20 protein-coding genes and 1 pseudogene are annotated in these 22415 nt (G+C 42.1%); 19 read left to right on the top strand and 2 right to left on the bottom strand.

The window, feature by feature from the left end:
- The first annotated feature begins 74 nt into the window (after positions 1–74).
- Positions 75–527: a YaiI/YqxD family protein gene (locus FJU10_RS05720; RefSeq protein WP_015510428.1), complete on the top strand. Its 453-nt coding sequence runs from the start codon at positions 75–77 to the stop codon at positions 525–527.
- 52 nt (positions 528–579) lie between these two features.
- Here the strand turns inward: FJU10_RS05720 and FJU10_RS05715 are convergent, their stop codons facing one another.
- Positions 580–2322: an ABC1 kinase family protein gene (locus tag FJU10_RS05715; protein WP_140965373.1), complete on the bottom strand. Its 1743-nt coding sequence runs from the start codon at positions 2320–2322 to the stop codon at positions 580–582.
- 182 nt (positions 2323–2504) lie between these two features.
- Here FJU10_RS05715 and FJU10_RS05710 point away from each other — a divergent pair, with 182 nt between their 5' ends.
- The 15 genes and pseudogenes from FJU10_RS05710 (at position 2505) to FJU10_RS05640 (ending at position 18857) form a co-directional block, all read left to right on the top strand.
- The gene (locus FJU10_RS05710; RefSeq protein WP_140965372.1) at positions 2505–3599 is read left to right on the top strand and encodes a D-alanine--D-alanine ligase; all 1095 of its coding nucleotides are present in this window, start codon (positions 2505–2507) and stop codon (positions 3597–3599) included.
- Positions 3600–3685: 86 nt separating this feature from the next.
- A complete protein-coding gene (locus FJU10_RS05705; protein ID WP_140965371.1) occupies positions 3686–5035 on the top strand; it encodes a UDP-N-acetylmuramoyl-tripeptide--D-alanyl-D-alanine ligase in 1350 nt (449 codons plus the stop codon).
- 290 nt (positions 5036–5325) lie between these two features.
- A complete protein-coding gene (cshA, locus tag FJU10_RS05700; protein ID WP_077452275.1) occupies positions 5326–6852 on the top strand; it encodes a degradosome RNA helicase CshA in 1527 nt (508 codons plus the stop codon).
- 490 nt (positions 6853–7342) lie between these two features.
- Positions 7343–8455, top strand: coding sequence for a PTS transporter subunit EIIC (locus FJU10_RS05695; protein WP_223272978.1), 1113 nt, complete (start codon positions 7343–7345; stop codon positions 8453–8455).
- A gap of 26 nt (positions 8456–8481) precedes the next feature.
- Positions 8482–9501 carry an ADP-ribosylglycohydrolase family protein gene (locus tag FJU10_RS05690; protein WP_223272977.1) on the top strand — a complete coding sequence of 340 codons (1020 nt, stop codon included), beginning with the start codon at positions 8482–8484 and terminating at the stop codon, positions 9499–9501.
- Between the two features lie 18 nt (positions 9502–9519).
- Complete coding sequence (locus tag FJU10_RS05685; RefSeq protein ID WP_140965370.1) at positions 9520–10233, top strand: GntR family transcriptional regulator; 714 nt, start codon at positions 9520–9522, stop codon at positions 10231–10233.
- A gap of 396 nt (positions 10234–10629) precedes the next feature.
- A pseudogene (acpS, locus tag FJU10_RS05680) lies at positions 10630–10994 on the top strand (holo-ACP synthase).
- A 122-nt stretch (positions 10995–11116) separates the two neighbouring features.
- Positions 11117–12238: an alanine racemase gene (gene alr / locus FJU10_RS05675; RefSeq protein ID WP_140965369.1), complete on the top strand. Its 1122-nt coding sequence runs from the start codon at positions 11117–11119 to the stop codon at positions 12236–12238.
- Between the two features lie 9 nt (positions 12239–12247).
- Positions 12248–12619 (top strand): type II toxin-antitoxin system PemK/MazF family toxin, encoded by a 372-nt coding sequence (locus tag FJU10_RS05670; protein WP_005227961.1) that lies wholly within the window; start codon positions 12248–12250, stop codon positions 12617–12619.
- Positions 12620–12626: 7 nt separating this feature from the next.
- Positions 12627–12923 carry a hypothetical protein gene (locus FJU10_RS05665; protein WP_077452272.1) on the top strand — a complete coding sequence of 99 codons (297 nt, stop codon included), beginning with the start codon at positions 12627–12629 and terminating at the stop codon, positions 12921–12923.
- Between the two features lie 289 nt (positions 12924–13212).
- Positions 13213–14280 carry a 23S rRNA (adenine(2503)-C(2))-methyltransferase RlmN gene (gene rlmN, locus FJU10_RS05660; protein ID WP_262984552.1) on the top strand — a complete coding sequence of 356 codons (1068 nt, stop codon included), beginning with the start codon at positions 13213–13215 and terminating at the stop codon, positions 14278–14280.
- A 195-nt stretch (positions 14281–14475) separates the two neighbouring features.
- Positions 14476–15159, top strand: a complete 684-nt coding sequence (locus tag FJU10_RS05655) for a DUF969 domain-containing protein (protein WP_005233676.1) — start codon at positions 14476–14478, stop codon at positions 15157–15159.
- Positions 15160–16080, top strand: a complete 921-nt coding sequence (locus tag FJU10_RS05650; protein ID WP_077452271.1) for a DUF979 domain-containing protein — start codon at positions 15160–15162, stop codon at positions 16078–16080. It abuts the gene before it with no gap.
- A gap of 30 nt (positions 16081–16110) precedes the next feature.
- The gene (gene pcp, locus FJU10_RS05645) at positions 16111–16758 is read left to right on the top strand and encodes a pyroglutamyl-peptidase I (RefSeq protein WP_081117776.1); all 648 of its coding nucleotides are present in this window, start codon (positions 16111–16113) and stop codon (positions 16756–16758) included.
- Between the two features lie 437 nt (positions 16759–17195).
- A complete protein-coding gene (locus tag FJU10_RS05640) occupies positions 17196–18857 on the top strand; it encodes a peptide ABC transporter substrate-binding protein (RefSeq protein ID WP_077452269.1) in 1662 nt (553 codons plus the stop codon).
- A gap of 100 nt (positions 18858–18957) precedes the next feature.
- Here FJU10_RS05640 and FJU10_RS05635 read toward each other — a convergent pair whose 3' ends face one another.
- A complete protein-coding gene (locus FJU10_RS05635) occupies positions 18958–19293 on the bottom strand; it encodes a DUF3899 domain-containing protein (protein ID WP_005227990.1) in 336 nt (111 codons plus the stop codon).
- 84 nt (positions 19294–19377) lie between these two features.
- On the opposite strand from FJU10_RS05635, the gene opp3b reads away from it, so the two are divergent.
- The 3 genes from opp3b to FJU10_RS05620 are packed head-to-tail and all read left to right on the top strand — an operon-like array spanning position 19378 to position 22414.
- Positions 19378–20319, top strand: a complete 942-nt coding sequence (opp3b, locus tag FJU10_RS05630) for an oligopeptide ABC transporter permease (RefSeq protein ID WP_005227991.1) — start codon at positions 19378–19380, stop codon at positions 20317–20319.
- Positions 20319–21362: an ABC transporter permease gene (locus FJU10_RS05625; protein ID WP_005227994.1), complete on the top strand. Its 1044-nt coding sequence runs from the start codon at positions 20319–20321 to the stop codon at positions 21360–21362. The genes opp3b and FJU10_RS05625 overlap by 1 nt, the downstream gene beginning before the upstream one ends.
- On the top strand, positions 21362–22414 hold the full coding sequence (locus FJU10_RS05620) for an ABC transporter ATP-binding protein (RefSeq protein ID WP_216593164.1): 1053 nt from the start codon (positions 21362–21364) through the stop codon (positions 22412–22414). Before FJU10_RS05625 ends, FJU10_RS05620 begins: the two co-directional genes overlap by 1 nt.
- The last annotated feature ends 1 nt before the right edge of the window (position 22415 follow it).

Genomic DNA, 22415 nt, shown 5'->3' with positions numbered 1-22415 from the left:
GCTTGCATCTTCTAGGTGCTCCTCTTACAATAGAAGTAATTGTAAACGAAGAAATTTGTGAGAGGAGCAAGCAGATGCGGCTTTTTATTGACGGCGACGGTTCGCCAGTGAAAAATGAAGTGATTGAACTGGCTCAGCAGTATCAGCTGCCGGTAGTGATCGTGACCAGTGTCGATCATTATACGACCAAAGATTATCCTGCCCACGTTCACTTTGTCTATGTCGACAAAGGCTCGGATCGCGCGGATTATGAAATCGTGAAGGAAATAGAACCCGGCGATTTTCTCGTCACCCAAGATTATGGCTTAGCCTCGTTGGTCTTGCCCAAAAAAGCGCGGGTTTTTCACCATAACGGCACAGAGTATTTGCCAGAAACGATCGATTTTTTACTCGGACAACGCTACTTAGGTGCGCAGATGCGTAAAGCAGGCAAGCGCACAAAAGGACCGAAACCTTTTACGAAAGAGGATCGGGAAGCCTTCAAACGAATCTTTGAAAACGAATTGCGACAGACCCTTGCAAAATAAGCACCCTCAAGACCCAGCTTCTGCATGAAACACGGGAATTGAAGGTGCTTATTTATTTCTTACGAAAACGATCATAGAAGTATTTACCAACTAAAGCCACGATCGCGAAAAATGCCAAGGTATATCCGAAGATCCCCATCTGATGGACGAAAGCTCCTTGTTGCGGACTAGCCACCACCAATAAAGAAGAACCAAGGATGACCGCAGCTAGAATAATACCGATCACCAGTCGATTGACCATCTGATCAAAGCGGTCCAATAGCTGTTTTTGTTCGCGGATTTCTAGATTCAACCGGTGTTTACCAGTCGCAAACGTGTCTAAGACAGCCAAGGTCCGATCAGGAAGATGGCTAAGTGCCCGCAAGCTTTTTGCGGTTGCCAAGGCGCTTTTTTTCACCTCATCTTCAATACTCAGCTGCTGTAGGAAATATTTTTGTGCAAAGGGCTGAGTGACTTCCATCATTGACAATTCGGGGTCTAAAGCTTTGATTACACCTTCCAAGGTGCCAAAAGCCTTGATCAGCAAGGTGATGTCTCGATGCATCTGCAGTTGGTTATCATGGCAGATCGTGATGACTTCCGCCATCACTTTTTGCAAGTCGATATCCTTTAGCGGCACATTATAGTAATTCTCAACAAATTTTTGTAGGTCTTGGTAGAAGGCGACTTCGTCAAAGGAACTGCCGCTGCTGTTGCACAACCGCAAGACAGCTTTACCGACTTCTTGGGTGTCTTGGGTATAAAGAGCAATCAACGCATCGGCTAAACGGCTGCGTAAAGACTGATCCAAATGCCCCATCATCCCAAAGTCCAAGAAAATCACTTGGTAAGGCGGCATGACCGCTTCTTCTTGCCATTTCAACGAATAATCGACACCACCAAGGACACCGACGCGCTGCTTGACCTGAAATGGTTTTGGTCGATTGGCTTGATCTGTGAAGACATGTAAAAAAAGATTGCCAGGATGCGGATCAGCGTGAAAGAAGCCATCTTCAAAGACTTGCTTCATAAAGTTTTCGACTAATAGCGTGCCCACTTGTTTTTTCACGGCTTTCACGGACTGATTGTCATAAACGATGTCTTGATTGTTGCGGGTCAGCAAGCAATTCAAGCTTTCACCGGCCATGTAATCCATGACTAATACTTTTTGAGTACACCATTCGGGATAAACTTTAGGCAATGCCAACTGCGGGTCTTGGTGATTGTTGCGGTAGAATTCCTGTGCATTTTTCATCTCTTGCAAAAAATTCGTTTCATTGGCAAGGGATCGTCGGACTTCGCTTAGCACGCTTTTTAAATCCACTACATTGGCTTCTGGAATTGCGCGAACCAACGGCAGGGCTTTTTCAAAAAGATCGAGATCCACTTGGATCGCCGCAATGATCCCCGGATGCTGTACTTTGACGATCACTTCTTTGCCGCTGAGCAAGTTTGCTCGATGGGCTTGTCCGATGGAAGCTGAGGCGACTGGAATTTCATCAAAAGCGGAAAAAACTTCCGTTAGCGGTTGCTGCAGTTCTGCTTCCAGCAGTGCTTTGACCTTGGGAAATGGATCACTTTTGACATTGTCCTGTAGCTGCTTGAAGGCATCAACGAAGGTGCTGGAAAGCAGATCATTGCGGACCGAAAGCATCTGCCCGATCTTGATAAATGTTGGTCCTAATTCTTCAAACGCTTGCCGCACCATTTCGGGGTGCTGCTGTTTGCTGATATTTTGAACGACTTTGTATTTCAAAAAGACTTGAACGATTTGTTTTAATCGTCCTTTTCTAGAAGGAGCGGTTTGTTCTGTCATAAGTCCCACCTCTTTAAACGTGCCGTGATATATTCATAGTACTGACAAAATGAAAAACATTCAACTAACGACTGTGTAAGCTTAAAGAAATTTCTGCAAGATTTAATGCCGGTTGGTCGATTTTGTGCTAAAATGTGGAAGACTTAGTTTGGTAGAATCAATGAATACAGGAGGAAATTCTTTTGAAAATCATTTTATTATACGGGGGACGCAGTGCAGAGCATGAGGTATCACTGTTATCCGCTTTTTCAGTTGTTAATGCTGTATATTATAATTACTACCAAGTTCAATTAGTAATGATCACCAAAGAAGGACGCTGGTTAAAAGGCCCATTATTGTCTGAGGCGCCAACGTCACCAGATACTTTGGCATTGACCAACGAAGAGACCAAAGGGGAAGAAATTTCACCTGGGGAAATCTATGAAGAAGACGCGATCGTCTTTCCATTGCTCCATGGACCAAACGGCGAAGACGGCACGATCCAAGGGTTTTTAGAAACCATCGGAATGCCTTATGTCGGAGCCGGTGTCTTGACTAGTGCCTGCGGGATGGACAAAATCATGACCAAGTACATCTTGCAAGCTGCGGGAATTCCGCAAGTTCCGTATGTACCAGTCTTGAAAAATGCGTGGAAAGAAAATCCGAAAAAGATTTTTGATCAATGCGAAGGCAGTCTCCTTTATCCGATGTTTGTCAAACCAGCCAACATGGGCTCAAGTGTCGGTATCTCGAAAGCAGAGAACCGCGAAGAACTGCAAAATGCGTTGCAAGAAGCGTATCGCTACGATACCCGAGCGATCGTTGAACAAGGAATCGAAGCTCGTGAGATCGAAGTCGCTGTTCTTGGAAACGAAGACGTGCGGACCACCATGCCGGGAGAAATCGTGAAAGATGTTGCCTTTTATGATTACAATTCCAAATACATTGACAACCGAATCGAGATGCAGATTCCTGCACAAATTCCCGAAGAAACACAAGCCAAAGCCCAAGAGTTTGCGAAAAAAGCCTATACAATGCTAGGCGGCAGCGGATTGAGCCGTTGTGATTTCTTTTTGACCAATAAAAATGAGCTCTTTTTAAATGAGCTGAACACGATGCCAGGGTTCACTGAATTTAGCATGTACCCACTGTTATGGGAGAAGACCGGCTTGCCTTATGGGGATTTGATTGAAGAATTGATCCAATTAGGGATGAATCGTTTCAACCAAAGACGTTCGTTCTTGACCAACGTAGAAGCAACCGAAACGGAAGCAGAAAACGAAAACGAAGCAGAATAAATAGCAGGAAGAAAGCCAGCTCAACTCAAGGAAAATACTTGAAGCGATCTTGTGCTTTCTTTTTTTGTAAAAAAGGAGCAAACCTGATGAATTTTACTGTAAAAGAAGCCGCTGCCGTATTTGGTCAGCAAATTGAAAATGAAACGCCACTTGCCTCTGTGGAATTCGACAGCCGTCTGATCAAAGAAAACAGTCTTTTTGTTCCCTTAGCGGGGACCCGTGATGGACATGAATTTGCCCAGCAAGCCAAAGACAATGGTGCGATCGCCACACTGTGGAGCCACCCTACGATCGAACCGCCGCAAGACATCCTTGTGATTCCTGTCACGGATACCGTCAAAGCGTTTCAACAATTGGCACGAGCGTATAAAGAAAAGCTTGCACCGAAAATCATCGGTATTACTGGAAGTAACGGGAAAACGACCACCAAAGATATGGTGGAAGCGGTCATGGCCCAAAAGTACCAGACCTATAAAACCCAAGGCAACCACAACAATGAATTAGGCGTGCCTTTGACTATCTTGCATGCACCAGAAGATACCCAAGTGTTGATTTTAGAAATGGGAATGGATCATGCAGGAGAAATCGAGGTCCTTTCGCGCTTAGCAGAACCTGATGCAGCGGCGATCACTTTGATTGGGGAAGCCCACATTGAAAATTTAGGATCCAGAGAAGGGATCGCCAAAGCCAAAATGGAGATCACCGCAGGATTGAAAAAAGACGGCTTCTTTATGATGCCGGCAGATGAACCATTGTTAGAGCCCTTTGTTCCTAATTTGACGCAAACCATTGAAACTTTTGGCTTAACTGAGGGAGACCTGCAAGGAGACATCGTAGAGGAATCGCAAGACCATACGATTTTTACGGTTGCAGGTACCACCTTTACCCTGCCGGTATTAGGCGGCTATAATGTCAAAAATGCCTTGATCGCGATTGGGTTAGGACGTCATTTTGGTGTAGCAGATGAAGCTATCAAGGAAGGCTTGGCGCATTTTCAATTAACGAAAAATCGGACCCAATGGGTGACTGCCGATAATGGGGCAGCGATTTTGAGTGATATTTACAATGCCAATCCGACTGCCATGGGTCTCGTATTGGATAGTTTCCGCAAATTGCCATTAGCAGGACGACGGATCGCCGTATTAGCAGATATGCTTGAATTAGGACCAGATTCTGCACAAATGCACGAGCAGATGGCCGAACACTTAGACGACTCGTTCCAACTAGTTTTTCTTTATGGCAAAGAAATGCAAGCATTGCAAAAACGACTAGCTCAGTCACCACTTGCTGATAAGGTGCGCTATTTTGCGACAGATGAAAAACCGCAACTGATCGCCTCCTTAAAGGAAACTTTAGAACCTTCCGACAGCTTGATAATCAAAGGGAGCAATGGCATGGGCTTGAGCGAAGTCGTTGATGCACTAAAAGGAATGTAAAGGGGAGTTGAAATCTTGCTGAAACTTTCAAAACGTGTTATACTTATCTAACGCCGAAAGATGAAGCACAGAATGATTACTGTAAAAAACATTGACGTTTTGAGATAAAATGATGGCTGAGACAAACAACACTTGTTTTAGCCTTTTATAATGCCTTCGTGAAGCGGTTTTTCGGTACCGAGAGAAAGATAAGAGTAAATGGGACTACTCTTGTGTTTCTGAAGAACTAACCTACGCTTCGATGATAGAAAAACAGGCATCGAAAAGATGACCAGCCTAGGAGGATCCATTTGAAATTTAAAGATCTAGAATTATCCAACGAATTATTGACTTCTGTTGAGCGTGCCGGCTTTGAAGAAGCAACACCCATCCAAGAAGCAACGATTCCATTAGCCTTAGCAGGCAAAGACGTGATCGGTCAAGCACAGACCGGTACTGGTAAAACCGCCGCATTTGGTTTGCCAATGTTAGAAAAAATTGACCCAACGAACCATCAACTACAAGGATTAGTGATTGCCCCAACCCGTGAATTAGCGATCCAAACCCAAGAAGAATTGTACCGTCTTGGTAAAGACAAAAAAATTCGTGTACAAGCAGTTTACGGTGGAGCCGATATCGGCCGTCAAATCCGTCAACTAAAAGATCGTCCCCACATCGTAGTTGGTACACCAGGTCGTATGTTAGACCATATCAACCGCCACACCTTGAAATTAGGCACCGTTGAAACGCTTGTATTAGATGAAGCGGATGAAATGTTGAACATGGGCTTCTTGGAAGATATTGAAAAAATCATCAGCCAAGTTCCAGATGTTCGTCAAACGTTGCTATTTTCAGCAACAATGCCGCCAGCAATCAAAAATATCGGTGTGAAATTCATGAAAGAGCCTGAACATGTACAGATCAAAGCCAAAGAAATGACCGCTGATTTGATCGATCAATACTATGTTCGTTCAAAAGACTACGAAAAATTTGATATCATGACTCGCTTATTGGATGTGCAAACGCCAGAATTGACCATCGTTTTCGGTCGTACGAAACGTCGTGTCGATGAATTGGCGCGCGGCTTAGAAGCCCGCGGCTATAAAGCAGAAGGCATTCATGGAGACCTTTCTCAACAAAAACGAATGAGCGTTTTGCGTTCATTCAAGAGTGGTCAACTAGATATCTTAGTTGCCACAGACGTTGCAGCTCGTGGATTGGATATCTCTGGCGTGACACACGTATATAACTACGATATTCCTCAAGATCCTGAAAGCTATGTTCACCGGATTGGACGTACTGGCCGTGCTGGAAAAGGCGGAATGTCTGTGACTTTCGTTACACCAAACGAAATGAGCTATCTGCACGTCATTGAAAACTTAACGAAAAAACGGATGACACCAATGCGCCCACCGACCGAAAAAGAAGCATTCAAAGGTCAACTAGGTGCCGCAATCGAATCTGTTGAAACCAAATTGGATGAAAATGGTTTGGATAAATACTTGCAAGCAGCCGACGATCTATTAGAACGTTATTCTGCACAAGATTTAGCAGCATTGCTTCTAAAAACCATGGCGAAAGATCCTGCTGATTTAGCACCAGTCAAGATCACACCAGAGCGTCCATTGCCTCAAGGGAAAAAATCATTCAACAAAAATGGTCGTCGCAGCAATAACAGCAATGGCGGCAATCGTAACCGCAAAGAAAACGGTGGGAACCGAGGCGGCGGCAACGGTAATAAAGCCCGCGGCAACTATTCAAAAGATGGTGCCCGTAAAAACAATCGCCGCAGCAACGACAAAAAACGCGGTTTCGTTATCAGAAATAACCAAGACTAATTGTTTTTTTGAATTACAATAAGAATGAGCTTTTTATTAAAAGAACATGAATGGCGAGCTTCGCTCACTTCATGTTCTTTTTTTATGTTAAAAATTACAAGATTTCTATTAATAGAAATATAGATAAATTAGATAGTTTTTATTTATATTTTTATGTTAGCTTCGTTGCTAAAGTTGTTGTTGACATAATTATGAAAGCGTTATATATTATTTTTAATGATATGACGTCATAACATTTAAAAATTCTTGGAGGAAAACAGATGGATGAATTGGGGATTATGCTTTTAGAGTTGATGGGTGGTTCTGGTAATATTCTAGTCTGACTCATTGTGCCACAAGATTAAGACCAACATTCAAAGATAGAAGTAAAGTTGATGCTGAGGGAATCGAGAATTTAGCTGAAGTCATAGGGATCGTAGACAACGATAAAAGTTTTCAAATCATTATAGGAACAAATGTAGGGGAAGTTTATGAAGCAGTACGAGCACATATGAGTAATCATTCAGAATTGGAAAGTGGAGAAACAGGGAATGAAAGTTTGATCAACCGATTTGTTTCGTTAGTAGTCAGTATCTTTTCTCCATTATTGCCGCTTCTCGCTGGTGCGGGTCTTTTAAGAGGATTTACTATCTTAGCAAATGAACTAGGAATATTGAGTGTAGAGAGTGACACGAATACTTTGCTAACTCTAGCTGCAACATCGGTATTTTATTTTTTCCCATTGCTAGTAGCTATCACTTCTGCTAAGAAATTCAAAACCAGTGCATATATCGCTATTGCTGTTTTAGGGGTACTGATTATGCCGGATTTTGTAGCGATGATGAATGATCAACCAGGAACAATCATTCAATTCATGGGTATGCCGATTCGATTATTTAGCTATACAGGACAAGTGATTCCATCAATTATTCTTGTTTGGCTTCAATCAAAAATGGAGTTCTTTCTAAAGAAAGTAATTCCGCAAAGTTTGCATATGGTTGTTATACCGACCATACTTTTGTTTTTATTAGTACCGATTGCAGCCGGTATTATTGGACCAATTGGAAATTATGCTAGTCTATTTATTGCCGATGTTGTTGGGAGACTAACAGCGATAAACAGCATTGTTACTGGAGCAATTATTGGAGGCATTTGGAATATTTTGATTATGTTTGGATTCCATTGGTCTCCTAATACGATGATCATTATTCCTGAAATTGCTGCGACAGGTACTTCTGCTCTTATTGCTTATGGCGCCAACGCAAATTTTGGGATGGCCGGTGCTGCGTTAGCTATTTTTATTATGACTAAGAATAAAGATTTAAAAAATTTTTCTGTGTCGGCTATTACTTCTGTTTTTCTATCTGGAATAGTCGAACCAGCGATCTATGGTATTGGAGTGAAGTATAAGACGCCATTAGCGGCAGGATGTATCGGTGCAGCGATTGGTGGTGCTTTTATGGGTGCTTTTGATGTTATTGGGAATGCGTTTGTATTTGGGGGACTGACAACGATCCCTGCATTTGCTGGACCTACCTTATGGGCATACTTAGTTGGTTTACTGCTATCGTTTATTGGTGGACTTGTCTTAACTTTTGTGTTTGGGGTCAAAGGACTTGAATAAGTAAAATGGATGGGAGAATTGATTACATGATTGAGAGGATTTTAGGATCTTTAACAATGGCAGCGATTGGAGACGCAATGGGGGCTGCGACAGAAAATCTGCCTTTTGATGAAATTCGGTTAAAATTTGCTGGACCATTGGAAAAGCTAGTTGAACCCGGCAAAACAGCATTCGCATATGGAAATAAGGCAGGTGAAGTCACTGATGATTTTTCACAAATATATTTAATCTGTCAAAATATTCTTAAGAACCAAGGAATGATTGACCGAGATATTATAAAGAAAAGTATTATTGAATGGTCTGATATTCCGCATTATTTTAATCGTTTTGCTGGACCTACAACAAGAAGTGCGATTGAAATGTACAAAAATGATTTATCGGAAATAAAAGCACTTCCTGGGGCAGTAACAGTAGATTATGCTTCTAAAGCTACAAATGGTTCCGCAATGAAGATTTCTCCGGCGGGACTATTTCATCCAGGTGACTATGAAAAGGCTTTAGAAGATGCTATTATAATTACAAAAGTCACCCATGATAATTCATTGTCAATCTCAGGTGCTTGTGCGGTTGCCCTAAGTGTGTCGGAATCATTGAAGGAAAGTGCTACAATGGATAGTGTGATTGAAGCTGGCTTATTAGGTGCAAAACTCGGAGAAGAACAAGGAAAAAAATATTCTAAGCATGTTCCAGGACCAAGTGTTTATCGAAGAATACAGCTTGCTTTAGATATAGCGAATGGCAGTGGTGAAAAAGTTGATAAGTTGTTGAAACTTTATGAAGTTGTTGGGAGTGGACTTCATGTTTCAGAAGCGGTTCCCTGTGCGTATGGAATCGTAGCCCTAAATAAGGAAACGCCCTATCAAGCAACGATCGATGCTGTAAATATCGGCTATGACACCGATACGATTGCTACAATCGTTGGTTCTATGACAGGTGCGCTCGTATCTGTAGATGAGACGGTCAAGAGTAAATTATCAGTGATAGAAAAAGCGAATGAAATGGACATAAGAGGGTTAGCCTCTAATATTGCAGAAATAGTGAAATGAGAGTAGGTCAGGGATAATTTGAGTAATAATAGTAATTCTAAATATTATCAAATCTATGAAGAATTGAAAAAAAGCATCATTGCAAAGAAATATGTGGAAAATGATTTTTTTCCAACTGAAGTTGATTTGCAAAAAAAATATGGTGTCAGCAGAATAACGATTCGTTCCGCACTGCAACTGTTAGAATCGGATGGATACATCAAAAAGGTTCCTGGATTGGGAACAATCGTCAACAGCAATAAGCGAACATTACAATTGAATCGCTTGATAAGTTTTAATGATGAGCATAGTGAGCATATTACTTCATCTAAGCTAGTTGATTTTAGAAGAGAACCTGCACCTGAAAAAGTAAGGTTACAGTTAAAATTATCTCCAATGGAAGAAGTTTATGTGAATGAACGGATACGAATCATTGATGATGAGAATATCGGTTTTCAGCGTGTATATGTGCCGAAAAATTATATAGAGTTGAATGAAGAGGACTTTAATTCTCTAGAAGCTTCACTCTATAAAATTTTTGAAGATAAATCTATTCTGATCGAAAGTGCTACCGAAATTATTGAGTCTATCGTAGCAGATGATGTACTGGCTGATCATTTAAAGATCAAAACGGGAGAACCATTGTTGTATATAACTAGAAATACAATCGATGATAAAAATAGAAATATCGAATATGCGGAAATTTATTATCGGGCTGATAGATATAGATATGAAATTCAATTGAATAGATAGAGTAATATTTATAATATGAATGCTTAGCATTATCCCCGTCTTTCTTTTCTATGATTTTATTTAGAAAATAGAGAACTCAAAAAAGCCAATTCAATCAAATGGAACATTTGATTGAATTGGCTTTTTTGAGTTCTTTTAGCTAAAGCAACTTAATTAAATAGTAGTAGAAGGGATAATAATGCGGATAATTTTTTTTTAATGTTCATTTATTGCAAAAAATTTTCGAATCGTCGAAAAATATGATTTAACTGAATCTTTCTTTTTTAAATCTTAATCTCCGTATAAACTCCTCAGATTTGAATGGTAATTCGCATTTTTTTGGTAGAATGGTAACTAGCTAAACAAGGGCCAATTACAATTTGGAAACCCCTATCTTAAGTAAAGGTAGCGAGAAGAATGATCAAAGGAATCGGGATCGATGCAGTCGAGCTGCCTCGAATGAAAGAATTAATTGAAAAAAACCGCAGTTTATAACGCGTATTTTAACAGAGAAGGAAGCAAAATTATTTGCCCGTTTGCCCCTGAAACGTCAAGTTGAGTTCCTCGGGGGGCGCTATGCCTGCAAAGAAGCGTTCTCGAAAGCTTGGGGGACAGGGATCGGCAAAGTTTCTTTTCACGATATTGAAGTCTTGACCAATGAATTCGGTGCACCGATCGTCACTAAAGCACCGCACCCTTTAGAAAAAATTTTTGTCAGTATCACTCATACAAACGATACTGCCTTTGCACAAATTATCTTAGAAGTATCGGATAGCGAGTAACCTGAGTGGAAGTCGTCACTTGGTGAAGAAAAGTACGATACTTTATGGACGAACAGACGACTACATAAAACCAACTTAATTTGTTTGTCTGATCAAGCACTAGTAGAAAGAAGGAACTGGAAATGGTGGTTGCTTACCATAGACCAACGAAAGCGATTATTGATACAACAGCGATTACCGAAAACATCAAAAACGAGATTGCTCACTTACCAAGTGAGACGTTTCTTTTTGCGGTAGTCAAAGCCAACGGGTACGGACACGGAGCGGTACAAACGGCTCAAGCAGCCAAAGAAGGCGGCGCAGTAGGTTTTTGCGTTGCGACGATTGATGAGGCGATCGAATTGCGAGAAGCAGGGATCAATGAGCCGCTACTGATTTTAGGAGTTGTGAACGTGCATGACATTCCCTTACTTGCGGAATACGATTTTTCTTTTCCAGTCGCTTCGATGGACTGGTTGGTAGAAGCTGATACTTATTTAAAGGAAAATCCTATAAAGACATCCCTTAAAGTACATGTCAAAGTGGATACCGGCATGGGGAGAATCGGCTTTTTAACCTCAGAAGAAGTGCGTCAAGCCGTTCTTTGGTTGGAAGATCATCCCTCTTTTGATTGGGAAGGAATCTTTACCCATTTCTCTACAGCCGATCAAGCTGATACGACTTATTGGGAAACTCAGCACCAGCGATTTAAAGAAGTCTTAACTGTTTTGCCTTATTTGCCGACATATATACATACAGGCAATAGTGCGACCTCCTTGTGGCACAAAGAGGCTGTTGGGAATATGGTCCGTTTTGGGATCGCGATGTATGGATTGAATCCGTCAGGTCATACATTGAAGGAACCATTCTCCTTAAAACCAGCCCTTTCACTTGTTTCTGAACTGATCCAAGTGAAATTACTTGAAAAAGGAGCGGGGATTGGCTATGGTGAGACATATATCACGCCCCGTCAGGAATGGATCGGCACCGTGCCTATCGGTTATGCGGATGGCTGGTTACGAAAAATGCAAGGGTTCTCGATCTTAGTAGAAGGCGAACCTTGTGAAATCGTCGGTCGGGTGTGTATGGATCAACTGATGATTCGTTTGCCACGAGCTTTTGCTGTCGGTACAACGGTCACGTTGATTGGTGAGAATCATGGGAAACGAATTACGATGCAGGATGTTGCAGACCAGTTAGAAACGATTCACTATGAAGTAGCGTGCACCCTCTCAGCAAGGGTTCCGCGAGAATATAAAAGTTAGGGTGGTCCTATGGTAAAAAGGGGAGATATTTATTTTGCCGATCTTTCACCAGTCGTTGGATCGGAGCAAGGCGGAATACGGCCGGTCTTGATCATTCAAAATGACTTGGGCAATCACTTCAGTCCCACCGTGATCATTGCGGCGATCACGGCAAAAATGGCGAAGCCGAAATTACCAACCCACATTGGGATTTCCGCTTCTTGCACAGGGATTGGCAAAGACTCCGTCATTTTGATGGAACAGATCCGCACGATCGACAAAAGTCGGTTGAAAGAAAAGGTTTGTCATTTAGACGATAAAGTGATGTGTGAAGTCGATGCTGCTTTGATGATCAGTATTGGTGTGGAGCCGACCTTTGCCACATCAACGATCGAGGTGTAAAACAGCAATGGGGTATTTATTTTTAATAGCAGTTGTCATTTTATTGATTCTCTTTACTTATAAACATATTCGCCGTTTTCTTTCAGAAACCAAAAAGCGCAATGAAACCATGGAACAAGGGTATTACCTTGTGAGTCATACATATGAAGAGAAACGGGAACAGACCTATTATTATGGCGTTTTTCAACAAGGAGACAAAGAACTAATATTAGAAATGTCACTCCAGCTTTATTTACAGCTACAGCCACCGCAACGGGGGATGTTGACCGCAAAAGAAGGCCGAGTCCTTTCTTTTGAAGGGTGATCTTGTCAATAAAGCAACGCTCATGGGGAAAGAGCCGAAATAAGCAGGAAAGAACCGCTCTATTTTGTTCATAGGAGTAGGTTCGGCTCCTGCTTTTTTTGTGCATGTCTTTGTGAGAGTGTTTCTATGGATAAATGAACCGTTAAACGGAATAAAGGAGACCTTTAAAAAAGAGCAATGCAACAAAAAATTGCTGCTGAAAGACTGAGAGGAAGGGACAAGGCACGGTTGCTTTTCACAAAGAATTCAGTTATAGTATGTAGCGACTAGTTTGAAAAGAGGGAAAAAAGTGAACCCATCGATTTATGGACTTACCAAATCAGATTTATCTTTGTGGATAACTGAACAAAATGAAAAGAAATTCCGGGCTAACCAAGTGTGGGAGTGGCTCTATGAAAAACGAGTAACTACCTTTGAAGAAATGACCAATCTACCGAAGCCTTTGATTGAGAAACTGTCGGCAGCCTTTGTGATCAATCCCCTGAAACAGATGGTGGTACAAGAAGCCAGTGACGGGACCGTCAAATATTTATTCCAATTGCCAGACAATCACATGATTGAAACGGTCTTGATGCGTCAAGAATATGGCATGTCCGTTTGTGTGACGACCCAAGTCGGCTGCAACATCGGCTGTACCTTTTGTGCTAGTGGGTTATTAAAGAAACAACGAGACTTAACGGCAGGCGAGATCGTGGCTCAAATCATGTTAGTGCAACACTATTTTGATGAACGCAACGAGGGAGAACGAGTCTCTCACGTAGTCGTCATGGGGATCGGCGAACCTTTTAATAACTATGACAATGTGATGCATTTCTTACAGATTATCAACGACCCGAAAGGCTTAGCGATCGGCGCGCGGCATATTACCGTGTCAACCAGCGGCTTAGCGCATAAAATCAGAGAGTTTGCGGAAAACGGCTTGCAAGTGAACTTGGCCATTTCGCTGCATGCCCCAAATAACGAAGTCAGAACCTCTATGATGCGGATCAATCGGAGCTTCCCAATTGAAAAACTGATGGCAGCGGTCGATTATTATTTAGAAAAAACCAATCGCCGCATCACGTTTGAGTATATCATGCTGGATCATGTCAACGACCGACCGGAACATGCCCGTCAGTTGGCAGCATTATTGAAGGATAAAAAGAAATTGTCTTACGTCAACTTGATTCCTTATAACCCAGTGAGTGAACATGACCAATATGCTCGAAGTAAAAAAGCCGATGTGTTAGCTTTTTATGACATTTTAAAGAAAAACGGCATCAACTGTGTGATTCGTAAAGAACATGGGACAGATATTGACGCAGCTTGCGGACAGCTGCGAAGCAAACAAATGAAAAAAGAAGCCTCTGCTTCTTAAATACGTAAAATAAAAGAAGGACTGCACAAGCGCAGTTCTTCTTTTTGTTTTTTATTATCTAAACATTAAAAAAACGCCTTAAAGAAAGCGTATTCCCGCAAAGAAAATTCAAAAAATATTGTTTTACAAGAAAAAAATAGATTATACTAAAGGCTGGTATTCATTAAAAATAACTTATCGTGAAAGGATGATTTGATGGAATGGATTAAATTAATTGGTATTCTAGTTATTTTAGTCGGCTTTTTGCTGAAGCTAGATACTATTGCTGTCGTAATCGTTGCTGGTTTTGTCACCGCGCTTGTGTCGGGGATTTCTGTTGTTGATTTTTTAACAATGTTAGGAGAAGCGTTTGTCAATAATCGACTCGTGACACTGTTCTTGCTGACGCTACCAATGGTCGGCTTGTCGGAACGTTTTGGCTTGAAACAGCAGGCCGTCATATTGATTGAAAAAATCAAAGGCTTGACACCAGGGAAGTTTTTGAGTTTGTACTTATTTATTCGAGAACTTGCTGGCTTTTTCTCTATTCGGATCCAAGGACATACGCAATTTATTCGCCCAATCGTCAACCCGATGGCGCAAGCTGCTGGGGAAAATAAATTTGGGGAACTAGATGAAAAAGATCAGGAAAAAATCAAAGCCCGAGCTGCCGCCAACGAAAACTTTGGGAATTTCTTTGCGCAAAATACCTTCGTGGCTGCTTCTGGTGTGCTGTTGATCGTAGGAACGTTGCAATCTCTTGGGTATGATGTGGCAGCTAGTTCAATCGCGCAAGCCTCATTGCCGATCGCGTTGATCGTCTTAGTCATTGCTACATTGTCGAACTTGCTCTTTGATCGCAAATTAGCAAAAAAATATGGCAAGAAGGAGGAGAAATAGATGGAAGGAATCGTTAACGGATTATTGGAATTCTTTTATATCTTGATCGGATTGCTGTCGATCATGACGGCTGTCCGGGTTTTTCGTGAAGCGGATCATCCCACCCGATTAGGCACCTCTGCCTTTTGGTTACTGCTAGGGATCGTCTTTGCTTTCGGAAATTTCTTGCCGTATCTTGTGGACGGGATTTTGATCGTTTTGATGGGCTGTTTGACCTTCTTCAAACAAGTGCAGATTGGTAAAATCGTGGACGTGGATGATGAAAAAGCAGAAGCATCGGCTAAACGGATCGGTAGTACGATCTTCGTGCCATGTATCAGTTTAGCATTGATCGCTGTAGTGATTTCTTATACACCATTAGGGGGCCAAGTGGGGATCGGGATCGCGTCGATCTTAGCACTCTTGTTGGCAGTCGTGCTAACTTCCGCTAAACCAAAAACAGTGTTAGACGATTCCGACCGGATGCTTCGTCAAGTCGGAACTGCCGGTATCTTGCCACAGTTATTAGCAGCACTAGGTGTCATTTTTAACGCTGCTGGTGTTGGTGACGTGATTTCTCAAGGAATCTCTGGCGTCGTGCCAGAAGGCAATCGTTTTATCGGTGTCGTGGCTTACTGTTTAGGAATGATGATCTTTACTATGATCATGGGAAATGGCTTTGCGGCATTTACTGTTATTACCGCCGGCATTGGTGTACCTTTCGTAATGGCGCAAGGTGGCGACCCCGTCGTTGCTGGTGCGTTGGCAATGACCGCTGGTTTTTGCGGCACGTTGTTGACCCCGATGGCAGCCAATTTCAATGCACTGCCAGTGGCCTTGTTAGAGATGAAGGACCCAAATGGTGTCATTAAAGCACAAGCCCCAATTGCTTTAATATTGTTAGTGATTCACATCGCTTTAATGTACTTTTGGGCATTTTAGTGGTAAAACAGAGATGGAAGGATGATGGAAATGAAATTATTAATTACCGGATTTGATCCATTTGGCGGAGAAGCAATCAATCCTGCCTTAGAAGCAGTGAAATTACTGCCAGATACAATTCATGGTGCACAGATCGTGAAAGCAGAGATCCCCACTGTATTTGGGAAATCAGCGGCGATCGTCGAAGAGAAAATTGAAGAGATCCACCCAGATGTCGTCTTAAACATCGGTCAAGCGGGCGGACGGTTTGCCATCTCACCAGAACGAGTGGCAATCAATGTGGATGATGCCCGGATTCCTGATAATGAAGGCAATCAACCCGTCGATGAAGTGATCCAAACAGAAGGAAAGCCTGCCTACTTCACACAACTGCCGATCAAAGCAATGGTAGAAAACATGAAAAAAGCCGGAATACCTGCAGCCGTTTCTAATACTGCTGGAACCTTTGTCTGCAACCACATCATGTATCAAGTACAATACATGATCGATACAAAATACCCTGAAATGAAAGGCGGTTTTATCCACGTGCCGTTTATTCCTCAGCAAGTCGTCGATAAAGCAGGACAGCCTGCAATGAGCATCGAAGACATCGCCAAAGGATTAACTGCAGCAGTGGAAGCCATCGTTGATTATGCCGACAAAGAAGATTTAAAAGCGATTGGCGGCGCGATCCATTAATCATCGAAGGGCATCCTTTCGCGGAGGCAACAAGTGTCCTTAAAGCGAGAAGACCTGATCCTATGCGATCAGGTCTTTTTTTTGGACTGTTTTGATAAAAATCATTGGTGATTGCTGTATATTTACACTTCTATCAGGGGTTTCTCATTTTGACAGATCAAATGAAAAAGAAAGACAGAAAACGAATGTAAGTTACATTTAACCATGTTTTTTTATTATTATTTTTGCTTTATTTCTTATAAATAAAGAAAGGAAAAATAGCATTTAACGAGTGTTTGATGAGAGTAAGGTAAGTAAATACCAAGAAAACTTTCTTCCAAAGGTGTTTTTTATCGAAAAAAGGATTGCTTTTTTAATAATTATTAATTAAAATCTTATCTAACTTCAGAAATCGAATGATTATTCTGAAAATTAATTCAATTAAGGGGTAGGACAGGATGAAAAATAAATGGGCCTATGGTTTAGTAGCTGTGTGTGGCGTGGTGTTAGCCGGCTGTACAACAGGCGGAACAAATAGTTCAAGCAATGACACAGCAACTAGCGGCGATAGCAACGCAGAACAAGTATTTAACGTAGTGGTTTCACAAGAAATGCCAAGTGCGGATCTCTCATTAGCAACTGATACGATCAGTTTCAGTGCATTGAACAATGTGTATGAAGGTCTGTATCGTTTGGATGCTGACAGCACACCACAACCTGCTGGTGCAGCTGAAGCAGCTGAAGTCAGCGAGGATGGACTAACTTACAAGATCAAATTGCGTGAAGATGCGAAATGGTCAAATGGTGACCCTGTTACAGCAGCGGATTATGTCTATGGCTGGCAACGGACGGTCAAACCTGAAACTGCATCAGAATATGCGTATCTATTTTCACCAGTCAAAAATGCGGATGCCATCACAGCTGGCGATACGGATCCATCAGAGCTAGGCATCAAAGCAGTGGGGGATTACGAATTAGAAATCACCCTAGAAAAAGCAACACCTTACTTTGATTACTTATTAGCATTTCCATCCTTCTTCCCACAAAATCAAAAAGTAGTGGAAGAAAATGGCGATCAATATGCATCAACCAGCGACAATGCCGTTTATAATGGACCATTTGTCTTGACTGGGTTTGATGGACCAGGAACGGATACAGAATGGGCTTATGAAAAGAACGATCAGTATTGGGACAAAGACACTGTTAAATTACAAACGATCAACGTAAGCGTCGTGAAAGAATCCTCAACTGCCTTGAATCTTTTCCAAGATGGTCAAGCAGATGATGTCATCCTAACAGGTGAACTGGCGCAACAGATGGCTAACGACGAAGCATTCGTTTCTCAACCAGAAGCAACGACTTCTTACTTAGAATTGAATCAACGTGATGAAGATTCACCTTTCCGTAACGAAAACTTGCGTAAAGCAATCTCTTATGCGATCGACCGTGATGCCTTAGTAACATCGATCTTAGGTGATGGTTCAATTGCTTCAACTGGTTTGGTGCCGGAAGGCATGACTTTCAGCCCTGGCGATCATACAGACTTCACAGAAGCAGCTGGCAGCGTCATTAGCTACGATCAAGAGAAAGCAAAAGAATATTGGGAAAAAGCCAAAGAAGAATTAGGAATCGATTCATTAGAATTTGATATCTTAGCTTCTGATACAGACTCAACCAAGAAAATCATTGAGTACTTGCAAGACACGATCGAAAAAACATTGGACGGTGTGAAAGTCACGTTAAGTCCAGTTCCATTCTCTGTTCGTTTGGATCGTTCAAATGCGGGTGATTTTGATACAGTAATGGGCGGTTGGGGTGCTGACTATGCCGATGCAAGTAGCTTTACTGACTTGTTTACGACAGGCAACTCATACAACCGTGGTCAATGGAGCAGTGAAGAATACGATGCAGCTGTAAAAGCAGCAGGTACGACCAATGCCAATGACCCTGACAAACGTTGGGAAGATTTAGTCAATGCAGAAAAAATCATTATGAATGAACAAGGTGTCATTCCAGTTTATCAAAAAGCGGAAGCACACTTACGTGCAACAAAAGTCAAAGGTGTTGTTGCTCACGCAGCAGGCGCACAATACGACTACAAGTGGACATCAATCGAATAATCACGAGTAGTTGACTTGAAATGCCGAAGAAAAGGCTGGGACAATTTCTTGTCTCAGCCTTTTGCTTCTCATTTCAACGAGTAAAAATATAAGAATGAAATTAACTAGTAGCAATCATTAAAAAGAGCAATGAAAGGAATAACAAGAAGACACCAGGCCATAACCAAAAGGCGTAACTCTGTTTGCCAACTTGGGATAATTTCAGATAATCTGTTTTATTTTTGGAAAAAGCTTTCTTCATGGAATATTGAAAATGGTCAAAGAAACCAGAAGCAAATACCCATAAAAAACCGCCAATGATCAAAAAGAACAGCGCCCACAAGAAAAGGGCATCTGAAAGAGCTGCTATGGAAAATTCATTTTTTATGGCTAACCATCCGCCAGAAATTGCGAGGCATAGGAGGGGTATGAGCCCACTACTTTTTTTTATTTTCATGATCTGACTCCTTTTTAATGATTCGTACTATGTTAATTTACATAATTATTGAATAGAAGTCAAAATACTTAAGGGGGAAACTGCGTGAACAGCTTTTTGAAATATTTATTGAAACGAGTGTTCTATATGGTCTTAACATTATGGCTGATTGCCACGATCACCTTTTTCTTGATGCAATTTTTGCCAGGAACACCATATACGAATGCTGAAAAATTAAGTCCAGAACAAATTGCCTTGCTAAATGAGCAAGCAGGATTGGACAAACCGATCATTACCCAATATTGGCTTTATTTGACCAATCTACTAAAAGGTGACTTTGGGATCTCTTTCCAATTTAAAAACCAGCCAGTAGCGAATTTACTATCAGGAAGAATCGGACCTTCACTGCAACTAGGGCTACAAGCGATCATCTTTGGTACCTTCTTTGGGATCATTTTAGGAACGATCTCTGCGATGAAGCAAAATACTTGGATCGATACAACGTCTACCTTAGTGGCGATCTTAGGGCGTTCGATCCCTAACTTTGTCTTTGCCGTTTTGCTGCAATACATTTTTGCCATCAAACTAGGGATCTTGCCGATTGCTAAGTGGGAGACCTTTGCTAGCACGATCCTACCGACCGTCGCCTTAGCGATGTCGCCGTTAGCGGATTCCGCCAGGTTTATTCGAACCGAGATGGTGGAAGTGCTGCATAGTGATTATGTCGAGTTGGCACGAGCAAAAGGATTGAGCCGCTGGGAAATTGCCTTCAAGCACGGTTTGCGGAATAGTTTGATTCCGTTATTGACGTTGTTAGGACCGCTAGCTGTCGGTTTGATGACTGGTTCCCTTGTCGTAGAAAATATTTTTGCGATCCCGGGTATCGGTGAACAGTTCGTAAAATCAATCATGACCAATGACTATCCAACGATCATGGCGGTAACGATCCTTTATTCCGCAATGTTGGTCTTTGTGATTCTTGTTGTTGATATTTTATATGGAATCGTTGATCCGCGGATCCGAGTTTCAGAAGGGAGTCGTGGCTAATGGCAGAGAAACCTTACACAGCAAATGATGTTGCTGCCATCGATGCAGCCAAATTTCAACCGTTACAAAAAAATACCAATGAAGAGCGTGAAGCGATCGCAACCCCTTCATTAACCTTTTTCCAAGATTCATGGCGTCGTTTGAAAAAGAACAAAGCCGCGGTTTTCTCAATCATTTTGTTGCTGATCATTATTGCGATCTCAATCATTACGATTTTTGTCTCGCCACATGATCCAACTGCACAAAATGTGACCTTTACGAATCTGCCGCCGAAAATTCCCGGTATCAACATCAATGGCTTAAACGGCTATGCGATGGTGGGAGGCGAGCTAGTAGATAAGTATGCAGCTGCCAATGTTCCTGACGGGACGTATTTCCTTTTAGGAACGGATGGATTAGGTCGTGACTTATTGAGTCGTTTATTTGTAGGAACACGTATCTCCTTATTGATTGCGTTTATCGCAGCGATGCTAGATATCATCTTTGGTGTAACCTATGGCTTGATCTCTGGTCTTTTAGGTGGACGGATCGATAATGTGATGCAACGTTTCTTAGAGATCTTATCTGGTATTCCCAACTTAGTGGTAATGATCTTGATGCTGGTAGTTTTCGAACCAGGGATCTTCTCGATCGTGGCAGCAATGGCGATCACTAACTGGATTCCAATGGCGCGGATTGTACGGGCCCAAACAATGAAACTAAAAGATCAGGAATTCGTTTTAGCCGCAACGACACTGGGGGAAAGTCGTCTCAAGATTGCGATGAAACACGTATTACCAAATATTTCCAGCGTGATCATCGTACAAATGATGTTCAGTATTCCCTCGGCGATTTTCTTCGAGGCCTTCCTAAGCTTTATCGGGCTAGGACTAAAACCACCTTCAGCATCTTTAGGGATGTTACTAAGCGATGGCTACAAAACCTTCTTGTTCCTGCCTTACCAAATGTGGGTGCCGGCTGTGACCTTGTCTGTGATTATGATTGGGTTCAACTTGCTGGCAGACGGTTTGCGTGATGCCTTTGATCCGAAAATGAAAGAGTGATTGCGATGAAAAAAGTCTTAGAAGTGAAAAACTTAGAAATTTCTTTTGACACCTTTGCTGGGAAAGTCCAAGCGATCCGTGATGTCAGTTTCGATCTATACAAAGGAGAAACCTTGGCGATCGTGGGCGAATCCGGGAGCGGCAAGTCCGTGACAACCCGTAGTATCATGGGGTTGTTAGCCAGCAATGCCAATGTCGATAATGGCCAGATCCTCTTCAATGGGACGGACATTTTGAAAAAATCCGAAAAAGAACTGCAAAAAATCCGTGGCAAGGAAATCGCCATGATTTTCCAAGATCCAATGACTTCACTAGACCCAACGATGCCGATTGGTAAGCAAGTGGCAGAGTCATTGATGAAGCACAACAAAATCAGTAAAAAAGAAGGCTTGCGACAAGCGTTGGAATTACTGAACCTTGTCGGTATCCCGAATGCTGAGAAACGCTTGAAAAATTATCCGCATCAATTTTCCGGTGGTCAGCGGCAGCGGATCGTTATTGCGATCGCGTTGATCTGCTACCCACAGATCTTGATTGCAGATGAACCGACTACTGCATTGGATGTAACGATACAAGCACAGATCTTAGAGTTATTAAAAGATATTCAGAAGAAAATCAATTCGTCCATCGTCTTTATTACCCATGACTTAGGGGTCGTTGCCAATGTGGCTGACCGAGTAGCCGTGATGTATGGTGGGAAAATCGTCGAAGTGGGGACCGCAGAAGAAATCTTCTACAACCCGCAACATCCGTATACTTGGGGCTTGTTAGGCTCGATGCCGACGTTAGAAGGGACAGGCGATCGGTTGTACGCGATTCCTGGTTCACCACCGGATCTGTTGGACCCGCCAACAGGGGACGCTTTTTATCCACGAAACGAATTTGCTTTGCAGATCGATGCAGAACAGCAACCACCGTTCTTTGATGTTTCACCGACTCACAAAGCAGCAACGTGGCTGTTAGCGCCGCAAGCACCGAAGGTAACTCCGCCGGATGAGATCTTGATTCGCTGGAAAAAATTCCAAGAAAAAAATACTCAGGCATCTGTCTAAA

The sequence above is a fragment of the Enterococcus sp. OL5 genome (assembly GCF_006491895.1).
In the GTDB taxonomy this organism is placed as follows: domain Bacteria; phylum Bacillota; class Bacilli; order Lactobacillales; family Enterococcaceae; genus Enterococcus_D; species Enterococcus_D innesii.
The sequence above is the reverse complement of the archived record's forward strand: the minus strand, read 5'-3'. Positions and strand labels throughout refer to the sequence as shown.